At 66.3% G+C, this 17,259-nt stretch carries 18 protein-coding genes; 13 read left to right on the top strand and 5 right to left on the bottom strand.

Annotated elements, in window-relative coordinates; translation table 11 throughout:
* Positions 1 to 140 precede the first annotated feature (140 nt).
* Positions 141 to 1,727 (top strand): AMP-binding protein, encoded by a 1,587-nt coding sequence (locus GVL61_RS10745; RefSeq protein ID WP_368667121.1) that lies wholly within the window; start codon positions 141 to 143, stop codon positions 1,725 to 1,727.
* A gap of 15 nt (positions 1,728 to 1,742) precedes the next feature.
* Here the strand turns inward: GVL61_RS10745 and GVL61_RS10740 are convergent, their stop codons facing one another.
* Positions 1,743 to 2,165: a polymer-forming cytoskeletal protein gene (locus GVL61_RS10740; protein WP_159979803.1), complete on the bottom strand. Its 423-nt coding sequence runs from the start codon at positions 2,163 to 2,165 to the stop codon at positions 1,743 to 1,745.
* A 1-nt stretch (position 2,166) separates the two neighbouring features.
* Positions 2,167 to 3,327, bottom strand: a complete 1,161-nt coding sequence (locus tag GVL61_RS10735) for a M23 family metallopeptidase (protein ID WP_159979801.1) — start codon at positions 3,325 to 3,327, stop codon at positions 2,167 to 2,169.
* A 357-nt stretch (positions 3,328 to 3,684) separates the two neighbouring features.
* Between GVL61_RS10735 and GVL61_RS10730 the strand changes: the two genes are divergently transcribed.
* The 10 genes from GVL61_RS10730 to GVL61_RS10685 all read left to right on the top strand — a co-directional run bounded on the left by GVL61_RS10730 (position 3,685) and on the right by GVL61_RS10685 (position 12,550).
* Positions 3,685 to 4,974 (top strand): glutamate-5-semialdehyde dehydrogenase, encoded by a 1,290-nt coding sequence (locus tag GVL61_RS10730; RefSeq protein WP_159980076.1) that lies wholly within the window; start codon positions 3,685 to 3,687, stop codon positions 4,972 to 4,974.
* Between the two features lie 8 nt (positions 4,975 to 4,982).
* Positions 4,983 to 5,657 (top strand): nicotinate-nucleotide adenylyltransferase, encoded by a 675-nt coding sequence (locus GVL61_RS10725; RefSeq protein ID WP_235037634.1) that lies wholly within the window; start codon positions 4,983 to 4,985, stop codon positions 5,655 to 5,657.
* Positions 5,658 to 5,771: 114 nt separating this feature from the next.
* Positions 5,772 to 6,176 carry a ribosome silencing factor gene (rsfS, locus tag GVL61_RS10720; RefSeq protein ID WP_159979797.1) on the top strand — a complete coding sequence of 135 codons (405 nt, stop codon included), beginning with the start codon at positions 5,772 to 5,774 and terminating at the stop codon, positions 6,174 to 6,176.
* A gap of 140 nt (positions 6,177 to 6,316) precedes the next feature.
* Entirely contained in the window at positions 6,317 to 6,742 is a 426-nt protein-coding gene (locus GVL61_RS10715; RefSeq protein ID WP_159979795.1) for a 23S rRNA (pseudouridine(1915)-N(3))-methyltransferase RlmH, read from the top strand.
* 130 nt (positions 6,743 to 6,872) lie between these two features.
* Entirely contained in the window at positions 6,873 to 8,102 is a 1,230-nt protein-coding gene (locus tag GVL61_RS10710; RefSeq protein WP_159979793.1) for a murein hydrolase activator EnvC, read from the top strand.
* Positions 8,103 to 8,288: 186 nt separating this feature from the next.
* Positions 8,289 to 9,644, top strand: coding sequence for a S41 family peptidase (locus GVL61_RS10705; RefSeq protein WP_159979791.1), 1,356 nt, complete (start codon positions 8,289 to 8,291; stop codon positions 9,642 to 9,644).
* 22 nt (positions 9,645 to 9,666) lie between these two features.
* A complete protein-coding gene (locus GVL61_RS10700; protein WP_159979789.1) occupies positions 9,667 to 10,152 on the top strand; it encodes a disulfide bond formation protein B in 486 nt (161 codons plus the stop codon).
* Positions 10,152 to 10,673 (top strand): demethoxyubiquinone hydroxylase family protein, encoded by a 522-nt coding sequence (locus GVL61_RS10695; protein WP_159979787.1) that lies wholly within the window; start codon positions 10,152 to 10,154, stop codon positions 10,671 to 10,673. Before GVL61_RS10700 ends, GVL61_RS10695 begins: the two co-directional genes overlap by 1 nt.
* Before the next feature lie 118 nt (positions 10,674 to 10,791).
* Positions 10,792 to 11,379 carry a hypothetical protein gene (locus GVL61_RS10690; RefSeq protein WP_159979785.1) on the top strand — a complete coding sequence of 196 codons (588 nt, stop codon included), beginning with the start codon at positions 10,792 to 10,794 and terminating at the stop codon, positions 11,377 to 11,379.
* 313 nt (positions 11,380 to 11,692) lie between these two features.
* Positions 11,693 to 12,550, top strand: a complete 858-nt coding sequence (locus tag GVL61_RS10685) for a sulfite exporter TauE/SafE family protein (protein WP_159979783.1) — start codon at positions 11,693 to 11,695, stop codon at positions 12,548 to 12,550.
* 107 nt (positions 12,551 to 12,657) lie between these two features.
* On the opposite strand, the gene fabI is transcribed toward GVL61_RS10685, so the two are convergent.
* Genes fabI through GVL61_RS10670 form a run of 3 tightly spaced genes read right to left on the bottom strand, consistent with a single transcriptional unit; the run spans position 12,658 to position 15,414 of the window.
* Positions 12,658 to 13,461, bottom strand: a complete 804-nt coding sequence (gene fabI, locus GVL61_RS10680) for an enoyl-ACP reductase FabI (RefSeq protein ID WP_159979781.1) — start codon at positions 13,459 to 13,461, stop codon at positions 12,658 to 12,660.
* A complete protein-coding gene (locus GVL61_RS10675; RefSeq protein ID WP_159979779.1) occupies positions 13,458 to 14,468 on the bottom strand; it encodes a YihY/virulence factor BrkB family protein in 1,011 nt (336 codons plus the stop codon). The genes fabI and GVL61_RS10675 overlap by 4 nt, the downstream gene beginning before the upstream one ends.
* Positions 14,458 to 15,414 (bottom strand): DnaJ C-terminal domain-containing protein, encoded by a 957-nt coding sequence (locus GVL61_RS10670; RefSeq protein ID WP_159979777.1) that lies wholly within the window; start codon positions 15,412 to 15,414, stop codon positions 14,458 to 14,460. Before GVL61_RS10670 ends, GVL61_RS10675 begins: the two co-directional genes overlap by 11 nt.
* 262 nt (positions 15,415 to 15,676) lie before the next feature.
* Between GVL61_RS10670 and pdxH the strand changes: the two genes are divergently transcribed.
* Complete coding sequence (gene pdxH / locus GVL61_RS10665) at positions 15,677 to 16,297, top strand: pyridoxamine 5'-phosphate oxidase (RefSeq protein WP_235037633.1); 621 nt, start codon at positions 15,677 to 15,679, stop codon at positions 16,295 to 16,297.
* Positions 16,294 to 17,247: a cation diffusion facilitator family transporter gene (locus tag GVL61_RS10660; RefSeq protein WP_159979775.1), complete on the top strand. Its 954-nt coding sequence runs from the start codon at positions 16,294 to 16,296 to the stop codon at positions 17,245 to 17,247. Before pdxH ends, GVL61_RS10660 begins: the two co-directional genes overlap by 4 nt.
* The last annotated feature ends 12 nt before the right edge of the window (positions 17,248 to 17,259 follow it).

Genomic DNA, 17,259 nt, shown 5'->3' with positions numbered 1-17,259 from the left:
CATAAAGACCTTGCTGCTCGCGCCTGCGCGAGGCTAACCTTGCGCCCATGGAAGAGAGGGTGGGCCCAAGGGCCTGGCAGGAATGCTACGCGCATCCTTGTGTGTGGGAGCAGTCATTCGCCCCGCTGGCGATGACGGAAATGTTTGCGGCCAGCGTCGCCGAACATGGCCGCCGCGTACTCGTCGATTTTCTCGGCCGACAATTCACCTACGACGACATTGCCGTCGAGGCGCGCCGTTTTGCCAGTGGCTTGCAGTCGCTGGGACTGGGCAAGGGCGACCGTGTCGGGCTATACCTGCCCAATGTCCCGGCCCATCTGTCCGCCTATTTCGGCGTGCTGATCTCGGGCGCCACCGTGGTCAATTTTTCCCCGCTATATACCGCTGCCGAACTGGAAGCGCAGGTCGCCGATTCGGGCACGCGGCTGCTCGTCACGCTTGACGTGCCGGGGCTGCTGCCGACGGCGATGCAGGTGCTGCGGGCATCGGCGCTGGAATGGCTGGTGGTTGTCCCTCTCTGTGCTCAAATGCCGTTCTGGCAGGGGCTGGGCATGCGCCTGTTCAAGCGAGGCGGGATCGCTGCGATACCCCGTGCTGCCGACGTCCTCGAATGGCGCAACCTGCTGCTTGGCGCAGAACCGCAGCCGGTCGCCATCGACCCGCTCGTCGACGTGGCGATGCTGCAATATACCGGAGGCACGACCGGGACGCCCAAGGGGGCGATGCTCAGCCACCAAAACCTGACCGCCAACGCCCGCCAGATCGAGGCGATCGACCCGCACGCGCACCAGCGCGACGTAATTCTGGGCGTGCTGCCGTTATTCCACGTCTTCGCCAATGCCTGCGTCGTCAACCGGACGGTCTACGACGGCGGCACTATCGCGATGCTGCCGCGATTCCAGGCGGTCCAGGCACTGGCTACGGTAGAGCGCCTCAAGGTAACCGCGATGCTGGGCGTACCGACGATGTATCAGGCGCTGCTCGACGATCCGCAGATGGGGCGGACCGACCTGTCTAGCCTCTTCACCTGCATCTCCGGAGGGGCGCCACTGGCCGCCTCGCTCAAGGCGCGTTTCGACAAGACGAGCGGGGCCAAGCTGGTCGAGGGCTACGGCCTTACCGAGACGGCCGGAGTCGTAGCAGCCAACCCGTTCGACGGGCGCGAAGTGGCCGGCTCGATCGGGCATCCGCTGCCGGGCACGGATTTGCGCCTGTTTGACACGGACGATTGTACGCGCGACGCCGCTGCCGGCGAGCTGGGAGAACTGGCGATCGCCGGCCCGCAGGTCATGCTCGGCTATTGGAATCGCCCTGACGCGGATGTCTTCGTGGAGCGGGAAGGGCGGCGCTGGCTGCGCACCGGCGATGTCGCGATGATCGACGAGGATGGCTATGTCCACATCGTCGATCGCATAAAGGACATGATCGCGGTGGCTGGCTTCAAGGTCTTCCCAAGCCAGGTCGAGGCGGTGTTGCTGGCCCATCCCGCCGTGCGCGAGGCTGCGGTGATCGGGGTGCCGGACGCCTATCTTGGCGAACGGCCCCGCGCTTTCGTCGTCCTCGATCCGCGGCAGAAGGGGGAGGCGCAGGATATCGCGGAGTGGCTCAATGCCCGCGTCGGCAGGCACGAGCAGGTGAACCGCGTCGAACCACGCGCGAAGCTGCCGAAAACCAAGGTCGGCAAGCTGGACCGCAAGGCGCTGCGGTTCGAAGTGGCGGGCGGCTGAACCGCCCGCCGGGATTCATTCTGCCGCGGCGGGCAGCATCAGTTCCGGTTCGACGGCCGGGAGGCGCGCCATAGCCGGGGGTATCTGGCCGCCGCTGGGGCTGAGGCGCCCTTCGAGGCGAGCACCCTGTTCGATCGTCAGCGCGTCATAGGCGACGTCGCCTTCGATGCGGGCGGTCTTGAGGATCACCACTTCGCGGGCGGCGACGGAGCCGCGTACGAGACCGGCGATACGCACCGATTCGGCACGCACGGCGCCGGTGATCTCGCTGCCTTCACCTTGGACGAGCGAATTGCAGGTGATGTCACCATCGACGCTGCCGTCGATGTGCAGGTCTGCACTGGCCTGGATGTTGCCGGTGATGGTGGTGTCCGAGCCCAGCATCGAAAAGCTCGTGCTGGTGCCGGTGACGCGGGAGCTAATGAAGGCCTTGGCCATGTCAGCTTCTCTCCTTCTGTGGCTGATTGTTGTTCTGGAGGTTGCTCTGTGCGGTTTGGGCCGCTTCGAGAAACGGGCGCGGATTGACCGGCCGGTCGTTGACCCGCACTTCGAAGTGCAGGTGCGAGCCGGTCGAGCGGCCGGTGCTGCCCATTGCGGCGATCAGCGCGCCGGCATCGACTTTCTGGCCAACGTGGGCGCGGAAGCCCGAAAGGTGGCCGTAGCGGGTCATCAGGCCGTTGCCGTGACTCACTTCCACGCAGTTGCCGTAGCCGGACTTCTGGCCAACGAAAGTGACCCGGCCCTTGGCGGCGGCATAGATGGGCGAGCCCATCGGGCCGGGGAAATCGAGCCCGGCATGGAATGCGGCGCTGCCGGTGAAGGGGTCGGACCGATAACCGTAGCTGGACGAGACATAGGCGACATGTGCGGGGCTGACCTGCGGGATCGAGGCAAGGCCGTTCTCCAGCGCGCCCATGCGGGCCAGGCTCTGGCCCATGCGGCGGAAGCGGGGATCGACGCTGCCGTCGCCGGACGTGACGAGCTTCACCAGCGGACCACCCTCGGCGGTACGGGCGCTGGTCCTGATGGCATTGGGATTGAGGCCGAGACTGCGGATTGCATCGCTGGCGGCCCTGGAGCGGGTGTCGGCGTAGCGGGTCAGGCGATCGACCATGGCGATCTGCGCGGCCTCGATGCGGGCGAGGGCGCCGGCTTCGGGCATCAGGGCGCTGATTTTCTTCACCTTGGCGCCGGTTTCGTCGGCGGCTTCCGGCTGCGCGGCTTCGGTGCTTTCGGGCAGATCGCTGATGTGGGCATCGACCATCTGTTCGATGAACTTCTGGCGGCGCGCGAGGTCGGAGGCGACCGTGTCGATATTCTCGCGGTACTGCTCGACGCTATGCTCGGCCCGGGCGACCTTGGCCTCGCGCCCGGCGAGCGCGGCCTGCGCGGTGCCGGTGGAGACTTGCGACAGGGCCAGCGCACCGACCGAGGCGCACCAGGCGCCAAGGACGCATACTGCAACGCCTGCGGCGATCTTCTGGCTCCGCGAAGAAATGCGGATGAAACGGACCTGTCCCTGCGATCGCATGATGAACTCACGATCGGGAAACGCAGTCCTGAGGCGCTGCAAGAACGCCCCGGCTGAAATGGATAGCAAAACGACCCCGCTGGAAATCTATTGTCTCAGTCCCGGCGGGCCAACTAGCAGGGGGTTATTACCAAGGCGAATCGACTGGTCCCGGCACTTTGTCGAATCGAGCCGAGTCGGACGAGTCCTGCGGCGAGCCGAGGGATATAATATCGATTGTCATTTCCCACGGGCAAAGCGGGCTGCGTTAGTTGATAAAGTGCACGCTAAAAACGCCTGTGCAAGGCGGTTTGGCGGCGGCGGTGACAACGATGTGAAAGAACCTGCGCGAACGTAGCAGGGCGCGGCGATGTAGGAAAATGCCCTCGCCGCCCGCCCTTTCTCGATCGGTGACAGGGGAGCTGCGCGGTGCTAGTCGATCTGGCCATGAACCTTCAGACTTCCCTGTCCGCCGACCCTGCTGCGATTTCTCCCGAAGCGCTGGTCGAACAGCTGGCCCGCGATGGCCGCGCTGCGCAGCGCGTGCTGGCGCGGCTGAGCGATGCGGACAAGGCAGGCGCCCTGCGCGCCGCCGCGAAGGCCCTGCGCGCGGCGGAGGGCGAGATTCTCGCCGCCAATGCGCAGGATATCGCGGCAGGCGAGGCTAAAGGCCTGTCCGGCGCGCTGCTTGACCGCCTGCGGCTGGATGCCGGACGGTTGGCGGGCATTGCCGACGCCGTGGAACAGGTCGCCGCGCTGCCCGATCCGGTGGGCGAGGTGATCTCCGCCGATGAACGGCCCAACGGCCTGAAACTGTCGCGCGTGCGGGTGCCGATCGGCCTGATCGGGATCATCTACGAAAGCCGCCCCAACGTCACCGCCGATGCCGCTGCGCTGTGCCTGCGTTCGGGCAATGCGGTGATGCTGCGCGGGGGCACCGAGGCGCTCCATTCCAACCGTGCGATCCGGGCCGCTCTGGCTGCCGGGCTGGAAAGCGTTGGTATTCCCGCCGCCGCGATCCAGCTGGTGCCGACGCAGGACCGCGCCGTCGTGGGCGCGATGCTGACCGCCGCCGGGCTGATCGACATGATCGTGCCGCGCGGGGGCAAGAGCCTTGTCGCGCGGGTTCAGGCCGATGCGCGGGTGCCCGTGCTGGCCCACCTCGACGGCATCTGCCACACGTATGTCCACGCTGCTGCCGACGCCGAGATGGCGCGCAAGCTGACGGTCAACGCCAAGCTGCGCCGCACCGGCATCTGCGGCGCGATGGAGACGCTGCTGCTCGACACCCAGTTCCCGGAGAGCGCTTCGGTGGTTGCCGGGCTGATCGAGGCGGGCTGCGAAGTGCGCGGCGACGCGCGCGCGCAGGCACTAGACCCCCGCGTGCTGCCGGCGAGCGGCGAGGACTGGGACACCGAATATCTCGACGCCGTGCTTTCGGTCGCCGTGGTCGACGGCCTCGAATCCGCGATCGAGCATATCGCCGCCCATTCGTCGCACCATACCGATGCGATTCTCACCGATGATGCGGACGCCGCCGAGCGTTTTCTCGACGAGGTCGACAGCGCCATCGTCATGGTGAACGCTTCCAGCCAGTTCGCCGATGGCGGCGAATTCGGACTCGGCGCAGAGATCGGCATCGCCACCGGGCGCCTGCACGCACGCGGCCCCGTCGCGCTCGAAGGGCTGACGACCTACAAGTGGCAGGTGCGCGGTTCCGGGCAGGCGCGCCCCTGATTCGACCTGTGCAGAAGACCCGCTCCGGCCCGGTCACGGGCCTGCTCGGCGGCAGTTTCAACCCGGCCCATGGTGGGCACCGGCGGATCACCCTGTTCTGTATCGACGCGCTGGGCCTGAACGAGGCGTGGTGGCTGGTATCGCCGGGCAATCCGCTCAAGCCTGCCGCCGGCATGGCGCCGCTTGCCGCACGGGTCGAATCGGCCCGTAAGCAGGCCCGGCGCGCGCGGATTCGCCCCACTGCGATCGAGCGTGAACTGCGCACCCGCTACACCGTCGATACTCTCAGGGCTCTGCTGCGGCGCTACCCGAAACGGCGCTTCGTGTGGCTGATGGGGGCGGACAATCTCGCACAGTTGCACCGGTGGAAAGACTGGCGGACGATCGCCCGACTCATGCCGATTGCGGTAATCGCCCGTCCGGGGTATGATGGCGCTGCCCTCGCGAGCCCCGCGATGGCCTGGCTGCGGCGTTACCGGACGTCCATGACCAGTCTTCGCGGCCCGGAAAGGTGGAGCGCACCTGCGCTAGTGACATTGCGATTCGACCCCGATACGCGGTCGGCCACGGCTATACGCCAGGCCGATCCGGAGTGGGCACGGAAGTCCTCAAGTGGATTTTCGCGAGATGCGGTCACGCACAGGCCCCTATGTGGAACGCCCATCAACGGATCGGCAGCGTGAGAGGCTTTTTGGCCCTTCTCCTGCACAACCGGCACATCAAGAAAACGATCGCTCGCGGCACGGTGGCTTCCATCGTGCCCGGTCGATCCCTGAAAGGAGCAGACCTACACTAAGATGCCACAGGCACAGATACAGCCGGCCTCAACCGGCGCAACGCCCCCGCTGAGCCCCACGGTTCAGCACGATGATCCGCTGATGAACCTGATCCTCCAGTCGCTGGATGACGATCAGGTGCAGGATCTCGTGACCATCGACCTCGATGGCAAGTCCAGCATCGCGGACTTCATGGTGATCGGTTCCGGCCGTTCCACCCGTCAGGTCGCGGCCATGGCGCAGAAACTTGGCGAACGCCTCAAGCAGGGTGGCTTCGGCGGCCCGCGCATCGAAGGCCTGCCCGCAGCCGACTGGGTTCTGGTCGATGCCGGCGGCGTAGTGGTCCACCTGTTCCGCCCCGAAGTGCGCACGTTCTACAACCTGGAACGTATGTGGGGCTTCGACGGACCGACCGGCGCAGCCTGACCGCTGCGCCTGAAGGCTCCCTTCAAGGGGGGCCTGCTGGAGGATGAGCCCCGGTCGTCGCAAGTGACGACCTGAACGACCGGGCACCCTTTCGAAAGGACTTTGCGCCGGGACATCGCTGTTCTGCGCGCAGTTGGACCATGCTGCTTCACATCATCGCCCGCGGCAAGATCGCCCGCTCGCCGGAGGCCGACCTGCTCGACCGCTATGCGAAGCGCATTGCCTGGCCATTTCGCCACAGCGAATTGCCCGACGTCGGCGGGAAGATTCCCCCTCCCACCCAGACTCCCAGTCGCGACGTCCTGCTGGACGAGCGGGGCAAGACGATGAGTTCGGAAGAATTCGCCGCGCTGCTCGGCCGCTGGCGCGATGAAGGCGTGCGCGAATGCCGTTTCCTGATCGGCGCTGCCGACGGCCACGGCGACGAAGCGCGCAGCCGGGCTGATCATCTGCTGTGCTTCGGGCGAATGACCTGGCCCCACATGATGGCCCGCGCAATGCTGGCCGAACAACTGTGGCGGGCCACGGCTATCCTGGCCGGGCATCCCTATCACCGCTCGGGGTGAGGCTCGGCCGCCGCGCATTCAGGCGCTTGTCCGCGGCGCCATGCCAGCATCCCCGGAAGCGCGGGGGTAATAACGCTCGCATTTCTCTTCCCTCTTCCCGGCTGACTCGCGGTGCCCTAGTTAACCCCGTGTGAAGCCTGTTCCCCGTTCTCTCCTGCTCCTTTCCGCCGTGGGTATTGCCGTTTTCGCCACGCAGGCGATGACGCAGCAGCTTGCAGTGCTCGACCCTGCGGTCGATGCGCGGCGCGCCCAGGCGGACATGCTGGCGGCCCGCCGCGAGGGTGCGGCAGCCCGCGGCCGGGCCGAAAAGCTCGAGGCCCGCGCCCGTCAGGTCACCGAGCAGGCCGACCGCACCGCGCGCGAAGCTGCCGCCATTGCCGCACGCATTCAGGAAACCGAGGCGGCAATCGCCGTTCGGCGCGCGCAGATGCGCCTGATCGCCTCGCAGCGGGCCGATCTTCGCGCCCAGATGGCCGAACGTCAGGGTCCGCTCGCCCGGCTCACCGGATCGCTCCAGCGCCTTTCCCGCCGTCCGCCGCTACTGGCGCTGCTGCGCCCCGGTTCGGTGCGCGATGCCGTTTACATGCGCGCGATGCTCGACACTATGCTGCCCGAGGTCGAGCGGCGCACCGCCGCCCTGCGCGGCGCGATCGAGCGGGGCCGCGCGCTGGAAGGGCAGGCGCGCACCGCTGCTGCCGGCCTTGCCGAGGCGCAGGGGCAGATGCGCGAGCGCAGGCGCAGGCTTGCCGTGATCGAATCGCAGCAGCGCCTTGCCGGGCGCGAAGCCAGCGGCATCGCCGCGCGTGAGGGTGACCGGGCCGTGGCGCTCGCCGAAAAGGCGCGCGATCTGGGCGATCTGGTCGAGGAAATGGGTCGTCAGGGCACTTTGCGCGAACAGCTTGCGGCGCTGCCGGGCCCGATCGTGCGCCCGCCGCGGCCGGAGGACGCGCGCGTCGTCGAAGCCTCGCAGTTCGTGCCTCCCCCTGCGGGTCTCTCCAGCTACATGCTCCCGGTCACGGGGCGGCTGGTCACCGGTTTCGGCGAGAATGCGCAAGGGCAGGCCCGCTCGAACGGTCTGGTGCTGGCTCCGCGCGAACAGGCGCAGGCGGTTGCTCCGGCACCGGGGCGAGTGGCCTTCGCCGGGCCCTATCGCGGCTATGACCGGATCGTCATCATCGAGCATGAAGGCGGCTGGACCTCGCTCGTCACAGGGCTTGCGCGGCTGAACGTGGCGGTAGGCGAAACGGTGGTGGCCGGTTCGCCTATCGGGATCACCGGGCCGCGAAATCCACATATCATGGTCGAACTGCGGCAGCGGGGGGTTCCTGTTAATCCCCTGCAATATATCCGCTCGCTATGATGGCGGAGCGCGCCGTTTCCGTCTCCCTTTTCGACGGGGGCATGGGGATCGGCGCGGTAATAGCCATATAGGCCAGAAACCCCGCCGATCCGCTGGCGTTTGCCGCCAAGGCTCGGTAGGATCACGGTCACGAACCCCCCGTCCGGCCTGTACGCCGGATGACGCTGAAAAGAGGCACATCGCCCGATGAAGATCGCCCCGTTCCTTCGCGCCACGGCGCTGGTGTCCGCCGTTGCGGTGCTGCCGATCGCGACCTCCGGGCTGGCCGCGGTGGACACCCGTGCGAGCCACGAATTCGACAAGCTCTTCACCATCTACGAGATCGTCAAGAACAACTACGTAGACCAGGTGGACGACGACAAGCTGCTCAAGGGCGCCATCGACGGCATGCTGGCCAGCCTCGATCCGCATTCGAACTATCTCGACGGCCCCTCGCTGCAGCGGCTGGAGACGATGATCGACGGCAAATACACCGGCCTTGGTCTCTCGGTCATCGAGGATGAGGGCGCGGTGAAGATCATCTCGCCGTTCAAGGGCAGCCCGGCCGAAAAGGCGGGCCTCAAGGCGGGCGACTACATCACCCACCTCGACGGCGTCCTCTATTACGAGCGCGACCTGGACGAGGCCGTGTCCAAGATGCGCGGCGCGGCCGGTACGTCGATCCGCCTGACGATCTTCCGCCAGGGCCGCGATGCGCCGTTCGACGTCACCGTGACGCGCGGCGTGGTCGAACTGGAGCCGGTGACGTCCGAGCTGAAGGACAATGTCGGCGTGATCTCGGTGAACGAGTTCTCGCGCGATGTCGGCAACGACGTGAACATCGCGCTGGCCGATCTCAAGAAGCAGGCGGCGCTCAAGGGCGGCAAGCTGTCGGGCCTCGTGCTCGACCTGCGTTCCAACCCGGGCGGTTCGCTGGACGAGGCGGTGGCCCTGTCCGACCTGTTCCTCGAAAAGGGCGATATCGTCTCGCAGCGCGGCCGCAATCCCAGCGAGAACCAGTTCTACCGCGCCGAATCGATGTTCAAGGGCGATGCGGCCAAAAACCTGCCGATCATCGTTCTGGTCGATGCCGGGTCGGCCTCGGCATCCGAGATCGTCGCCGGCGCGCTGCAGGACCAGCACCGCGCAGTGATCATGGGGGAACGTACCTTCGGCAAGGGCTCGGTCCAGACCTTCCTGCCGCTCGACGCGAAGAGCGCGGTGAAGCTGACCACGGCGCGCTACTACACGCCCTCGGGACATTCGGTGCAGGAGGGCGGGATTACCCCCGACATCAAGGTGCCGCAGCTGTCCGATCCCGATGCGCGGGCCCGCGCCGAGCGGGCAGTGCGCGAATCCGACCTTCGCGGCCACCTCATCAACGAGGCCTCGCTCAAGGACAAGGATCTCGAGACCGACAAGATGGACGATCCGCGCTTCAAGGTGACGGCGGCCGAGCTGGAAAAGCAGGGCATCAAGGATTTCCAGCTGCACTACGCGATCAGCACGCTGGAACGTACCGCCGGCAAGCCCGCACTTGCCTCTGCGACCGCCAATCGCTGATCGGCATCGGGAGCACTTTTTGATGGCCGTTCCTGCCCCCCCCCGTTTGCGCGCCGCGCGCTGGCTGGCTTTCGGTATTCCCGCGGTGCTGCTCGGCGGGGCGCTGGTCAGCCAGTATGTCTTCGGGCTGGCCCCTTGCGAGATGTGCTGGTGGCAGCGCTATCCGCACATGTTCGCGATCCTGCTCGGCGGGCTGGCCTTCTTCTGGCGTCCGGTACGCCCGCTGGTGGCAGTGGCGGCGCTGGCCGTGCTGGTCTCCGGGCTGATCGGCGGTTTCCATGCCGGGGTCGAATATGGCTGGTGGCAGGGTGTCACCGCCTGCACGGCAAGTCCCTTTGCGGCTGGCGGCGATCCGCTTGCCGCGATCATGGATGCGCCGGTGATCCGCTGCGACGTGGCGCCCTGGTCTTTGTTCGGTATTTCGCTGGCGGGATGGAACTTCGTGATCTCGACAATCGGGGCGCAGGCCGTGTTCGCCCTGGTGGCGCTTAGTGGGAAGGCCAAGTGATGAACGCATTGTCCAGGCGCAGCGAACGGATGCTGCGGGTAGACCAGGCGGGCGAATTCGGCGCGACGCGCATTTACGCAGGCCAGCTTGCGGTGATGGGCACGCGCGGGCCGCACTCCACCGAGATCGCCGGGATGGCCGCTCAGGAGATCGAGCATCAGGCGCGTTTCGATGCGATGATCGCGCAGCGCGGCGTGCGTCCGACGCTGCTGCAGCCGGTGTGGTCCGTGGCAGGTTTCGCACTGGGCGCGGCGACCGCGCTGATCGGTCCGGAAGCGGCGATGGCCTGCACCGCTGCGATCGAGACCGAGATCGACCGCCACTATACCGAGCAGCTGGACGAGCTGGGCGATGAAGACCCGGAACTGGGCGAAGCGATCCTCAAATTCCGCGACGAGGAACGCCAGCACCGCGACGCCGCGCTGGCCGCCGGAGCGGAAAAGGCGCCTGCCTATCCACTGTTGTTTCATGCGATCCGCATGGGCTGCCGGGTGGCGATCAAGCTTTCGGAACGCATCTGACCCTTCGCGGGTTTGACCTGATGCAGGGATAGGCCTGCAGCTTAAGCTATCGTTCAACCCGGTACGTACCTATAACGGCGATGTACCCTGCCGCTACCGACCTGTTGGAGCCTTCGCGATGACCCGCCTCCTGATCTCTGCCGTATTCGGCGCCGCCCTGGCGCTGACGGCCGCGCCCGCCCTTGCGCAGCAGAGCATCCCGGTGGATGCTGGCGCGGGCACCGGCGACGAGAAGGTGAATCAGCTCATCATCTACGGCCAGGATGCCTGCCCGCCTTCCAGCGCGAGCGAGATGGTGATCTGCGTGCGCAAGGGAGAAGGAGAGCGATTCCGTATCCCCGAGCCCCTGCGAGGAATCGATTCGCCCCAGTCCGAGGCATGGGCCAACAAAGTGCAGGCCTATGAAACGGTCGGCGCCTTCGGAACGCTGAGCTGCTCGCCGGTCGGCGCGGGCGGGTCGCTCGGTTGCACCCAGCAGCTGATCGACCGCGCTTCGGCGGAACGCAAGAACGGCTCGGAAGTGCGCTTCGGTGAACTGATCGCAGCCGAACGCCAGAAGCGCCTGTCCACCATCGATGAGGACGCTGCTGCCCAGCAGGCCCGCGTCGAGGAAGCGGAAAAAGCCTATTTCGACCAGCGCCAGCGGCAGGAAGCGGCCGAAGACGCTGCTCTGGGCACGGCGACGACCCCGCCCAAGCCGAAGTAAGCAGGGGGCCGGGCTTTGCGGCCCTGCTTCTTATCCGATGTGAATTGAAAACGGCCCTCATCCCTGCCTTTGCGGGGGCGACGGTGCTTTTCGCCAGCCTTTCCATAAACGGACACCGACGCGGCCCTTTCAGGGAATCGGGCGTGGTTTGGCCTGCTCTCTTGGAAGCTGCGCGTTTCGGGAAGCCCCTCTTCATGCCCTGAAACCCGAATGCGCTTGTCATGCGTCCACAATTCGGCACAGAGGCACCGTGCGGGCTTTGGCTCAGGCCTTTCCGCGCAAGGTCGCCAGTTGAAGGGAACGGGTACGCGCGATGGGCGTAACGGGTTCGATTGATATCTTCCATGCCGTGGCCGGCCTGCTGGTCGGCGTCCTTGTGGGGCTGACAGGGGTTGGCGGCGGTTCGTTGATGACACCGCTGCTGGTGCTGCTGTTCGGCGTTAGCGCCAAGACTGCGGTCGGCACCGACTTGCTGTTCGCCGCCATTACCAAGATCGCCGGCTCGCTCGTCCACGGCTCGCGCCAGACGGTGGAATGGAAGATCGTGAAGCGCCTCGCCATGGGCAGCATTCCCGCTTCGCTGGTGACGCTGGCCGTGCTGGCGAGTTTCGGCAAGGTCGGCAAGTCTACCGAGCATGTCATCCTGATCTCGCTGGCCAGCCTGCTGGCGCTGACGTCGCTGGCGGTGATCGGTCGCAAGTGGCTGTTCCGCCACGCTCACGATTTCGATTCGGTGCGGTCCCCCGGCCGGGTGCTGGGCGGGACGGTGGTGCTGGGCGCGCTGATCGGCGCGGCGGTTTCGGTTTCCTCGGTGGGTGCGGGCGCGATCGGGGTGACGGTGCTGCTGATGCTCTATCCCCGTCTGCCGATGGCGCGGATCGTCGGCTCCGACATCGCCCATGCCGTGCCGCTGGCGCTGATCGCCGGCACTGGCCACTGGATCATGGGCGGCGTCGACGGCGGCCTGCTGGTCAACCTGCTGATCGGCTCGATCCCGGGCGTCATCATCGGCAGCTATCTGTCCACGAACGCGCCGGACAAAGTGCTGCAGCCGCTGCTGGCTGCGGTTCTGGCGATTTCCTCGTGGCAGCTGTTCGTAAAGGCTTATACGCCCGAGAAGGCCAAGGCCGAGGTTGTCGTACCTGGCAAGGCCGCCTCGCCTCAGCCCTGAGCCGTTCGCCCTTCGACAGGTTCAGGGTGAGCGGGCCGAGGTGCAAAAGCGAAAGGGCCGGAGGTTATGCCTCCGGCCCCTTTTCTTTGCTCGCCGTCTATCCTGCCTCAGGTGAGGGCGATATCCGGCGCGTCTTCCTGCTTCATGCCGACGACGTGGTAGCCGCAGTCCACATGATGCGTTTCGCCCGTCACGCCCGAAGACAGGTCGGACAGCATGTACAGACCCGCACCGCCCACGTCCTCGATCGTCACGTTGCGGCGCAGGGGCGAATTCAGCTCGTTCCACTTGAGGATGTAGCGGAAGTCGCCGATGCCGCTGGCCGCCAGCGTCTTGATCGGCCCGGCGGAGATGCCGTTGACGCGGATGCCCTGCGGCCCCAGGTCGTTGGCGAGGTACTTCACCGAAGCCTCAAGCGCGGCCTTGGCCACGCCCATGACGTTGTAGTGTGGAACCACCTTCTCGGCGCCGTAGTAGGTCAGCGTCAGGATCGAGCCGCCCGCCGACATCATCGGCAGCGCCCGCTTCGTCACCGCAACCAGGCTGTAGACCGAGATGTTCATGGTCAGCAGGAAATTGTCGAGGCTGGTGTCGACGTATTGCCCGCGCAGCTCGTTCTTGTCGGAGAAGCCGATGGCGTGGACGAGGAAGTCGATCTTCCCCCACCGCTGCTCGATCTGCGCGAAGGCAGTGTCGAGCGCTTCCATGTTGGACACGTCGCAATCGATGAGGAAATCGCTGCCCAGGCTTTCGGCCAGTGGCCTCACCCGCTTGGCCAGAGCTTCGCCCTGGTAGGAAAAGGCGAGCTCGGCTCCCTGTTCGTGCAGCTTCTTGGCGATTCCCCAGGCCAGCGACTTGTCATTTGCAAGGCCCATGATCAGGCCGCGTTTACCGTGCATCAGACCGGTCATTCGTTTCTTCCTGTACTTTCCTTGTCGTTCGGCCCCAGGGCGCTGCGAGTGGCTGCACCCATGTCCGTGGCGGTATGTCCTGGCGTGTCTGGCGCCTCGGGTGCCCCCGCAAGCGCCGCGTTGAGTTCGGCGCCTACCACCATCCCTAGTCCCACAAGCCAGAAAAAGAAAAGCGCGATCATCACTCCGGCGAGGCTTCCGTACGTAAGATCGTACATGAAGAACGTCTGGAGGACCTTCGGCAGGGCAAATGCGACGAGCAGCCACCATGCGGTGACAAGCGCCGCACCCGGCCATTTCGGGCACTTTCGCTTCTGATATGTGGATGGGGTGAGCAGGTAGAACAGCAGGTAGATCGACGCAAACAGGGCGCCCGCGCTGATCGCGCTGGAAATCGCGATCTGCCCGGAAAGATCGTCAAGACCGGGGAAAAGTGCCGAGATGATCGTCTCGCTGGCGGAGATCAGCACCTGCGAGGACAGCGAGATCAGCAGCAGCAGCACCGATCCGAAGATCAGCCCGGTGGAAATCAGCCGCGAGCGCCAGAAGCGCGGACGCTTGGTGGTGTTGTAGGCGCGGTGGAGAATGTCGCGGATCGTCTCGACCAGACTGGTCGTGGTCCACAGGCCAAAAATACCGCCGATCCACAGCAGATGCCCGTGGCGCGCGGCGGCGACGTCGTGACCCACCGGGCCGAGCACTTCGGCGACGCGCGGGGGCAGGGCGCGCAGCACCGCGTCGATCGAGGCACCCAGCTGGTCCTCCTCCCCCAGGGCCGAGAAGATCGCGGCCAGCGCGATGAAGAAGGGGAACAGCGCCAGCAGCGTCATGTAGGCCAGGTTGCCGGCGTGGATGAAACCGTCGTCCCAGGTGCCGTTGATCACGCGCACCACAACACGGAAGAACCGGGTTCCCGGCCCGGCCTTCCGCTTCAGCTTGCGGCGCAGCGGTTCGTGGCGGTGGGGACCGCCCGCGGTATCCGCCGTGCCGGGCGGGTCAGACGCCAAGCTTCGCGCGCACGTCGCGGGTATCGCTCCAGCCTTCGAGGCGGCGGGCAAGCTCTGCGCTCGCTTCGGCGTCTGCTTCGGGCAGGACGATCTGGAGGGTGATGAGCAGGTCGCCGCGGGTGGCGTCCTTGCGGGTCATGCCGCGGCCCTTGAGGCGCAGCACCTTGCCCGAGCTTGCGCCTGCCGGAACCGAGAGCATGACTGCTCCGGCGGCGGTCGGCGCCTTGACCTTGGCTCCGGCCAGCGCCTCGTCGAGGGTGATCGGCAGGTCCACGCGCAGGTCGTCGCCGTCCTGTTTGAAGAAGGCGTGCGGCTGGATCTGGATGGTGACGGTGGCGTCTCCGGCGCCGCCGGGGCCGACTTCGCCCTTGCCGCCGAGGCGCATCTGGGTGCCGTCCTCTACCCCCGCAGGCAGCTTGAGGTCGATCGTCTTGCCATCAGACAGGGTGATGCGCTGGGATTTCAGCTCGGCCGCATCGGGAAGCGGCACGGCAAGGCGGTAGTTCACGTTGGCGCCGCGCGGAGCAGCCCGGCCGCGCGCGCCGCCGCCCATGCCACCACCAGCGCCGCCGCGCCCGCCGCCGCCGAAGATGCCGCCGAACAGGTCTTCGAGGTCGATCCCGTCCTCTGCGCCGAACCCGCCGCCGAAGCCGCGCTGGCCGCCCTGACCGCCGCCGAAGCCGCCGCCACCGCCGAACCCGCCGCCGAAGGGACCTGCGGGGTTGCCGTCGGCATCGATCTCACCCCGGTCGAACTGGGCGCGCTTGGCCTTGTCCGAAAGCAGGTCGTAAGCCTGCGTTACTTCGTTGAAGCGCTCGGACGCCTTGGGGTTGTCCTTGTTGGCGTCGGGGTGGAATTCCTTCGCCAGCTTGCGGTAGGCGGACTTGATGTCCTTTTCGCTCGCGCCGCGGGTTACGCCAAGGGTGGTATAGGGATCTGCTGCCATGATGCTTGCCTAGCTAGGTTGCTCTCCCGGTTTGGACAAGCGCCGCGATGACTTGCGGCGTCGTCGATGCTTTTCTACGACATGGCAGAAAGCCATTCGCGGCATTATGTCGGGCCGTGCGTTGATGAATTGTCCGCGATCAAGGCCCTTTCCGCCATGAGGGGACAACGGCGGGCGGCTTGAGAGATTTCAGCTTGGGCCAGAATTCAACTGAGGCCAGAATTCAACTGAGGCCAGATTCCAACTGAGGACAGTGAACACCGTGTCTACCTTGCCCGATTCCGAACAGGCCCGTGAAGTCATCCCGCACGGCGACCCATTTGCCCTGTTCACGCAGTGGTACGATGAGGCGCGGGGCACCGAACCCAACGATTCCAACGCCATGGCCCTTGCTACCGCGACGCCGGACGGATTCCCGTCGGTGCGCATGGTGCTGCTCAAAGGGCACGGGCCGGACGGCTTCGTGTTCTATACCAATGGCCACAGCCGCAAGGGCGGGGAAATCGCCGCCAATCCGCAGGTGTCGCTGCTGTTCCACTGGAAAAGCCTGCGCCGCCAGATCCGCATCGAGGGCGTTCTCTCTCCGGTAAGCGAGGCCGAGGCGGAGGCGTATTTCCACTCCCGCGCCCGCGATTCGCAGCTTGGCGCGGTCGCGTCCGACCAGTCTGCACCGCTCGATTCGCGTGAGACTTTCCTGGCCCGCTACGAGGAAGTGTGCGCGCGCTTCGAGGGCGGCGAGGTAGAACGGCCTGCGCATTGGGGCGGCTGGCGGGTTCGGCCGATGGCGATGGAGTTCTGGCAGGACCGCCCCTACCGTCTGCACGAACGACGCCGTTTCGAGCACAGCGCGAACGGCTGGGCCAGCACGCTGCTCTATCCGTGACAGATTCGCCCGCTGTTTTAAGCGCCGCCAGTGCGGCGCGGCTCAACCGGCAAGCCGCCTATGCCAGCATCGGCGCTGCCAGTCTGCTGCTGGCGATCAAGGGCTGGGCGGCATGGTCGACCGGATCGACGGCGATGCTCGGCAGCCTTGCCGACACCGCGCTCGACCTTGTCGCAAGCGTGGCGACCCTGTTGGGCGTATGGATCGCGGCGCAGCCGGCTGACGATGGCCACCGCTTCGGCCACGGCAAGGCCGAGGCCATCGCCGCGCTGTTCCAGATCGTCCTGATCTCGATTTCGGCGCTGGGCATAGCCGGGCGCGCGGTGGAGCAGTTTGCGGCGGGCGGCCGGGTAGAAGCGGCGGCCGAGGGGATCGGCGTCTCGGTCGCGGCCATCGCCGTGACTTTCGCGCTGATCGCCTGGCAGCGCTATGTCATCCGCCGTACCGGCAGCCTCGCGATCAGTACCGACAGCGTGCATTACCAGTCTGACCTGCTGATCAACATCGCGGTGATCGCGGCGCTGGCGCTGGACCAGTATGTGGGCTTTCGGCAGGCCGATCCGTTGCTGGGTCTGGCCATTGCCGGCTGGCTGGCGTGGGGTGCGTGGAGCGCTTCGGAGCAGGTCCTGGACCAGTTGATGGACAAGGAATGGCCCGAGGAGAAAAAGCAGCGCTTCCTCGAAGTGCTGGCGCGCAATCCCGACATCACCGGCGTCCATGACTTGCGCACCCGCACCTCGGGCAAACGCGATTTCGTGCAGTTTCACGTGTGGGTCGACGCGCAGATGACCGTGCGCGAGGCGCACCGGGTGATGGACGAACTGGAAGCACGCCTGCGGCCCGAGTTTCCCGATACCGAGATTCTCATCCATCCCGACCCGGAAGGGCTGGTCGATGAAAAGGGCGATGCCGGCAGGGACGTGTTGCCGCCGATCCGGGTAGCCGACTGAGCGGGCTGGGCG

It is taken from the genome of Novosphingobium sp. 18050 (genome assembly GCF_902706195.1).
Lineage (GTDB): Bacteria > Pseudomonadota > Alphaproteobacteria > Sphingomonadales > Sphingomonadaceae > Novosphingobium.
Note: the sequence above shows the minus strand (reverse complement) of the source record. Positions and strands in the feature narration are given on the sequence as shown.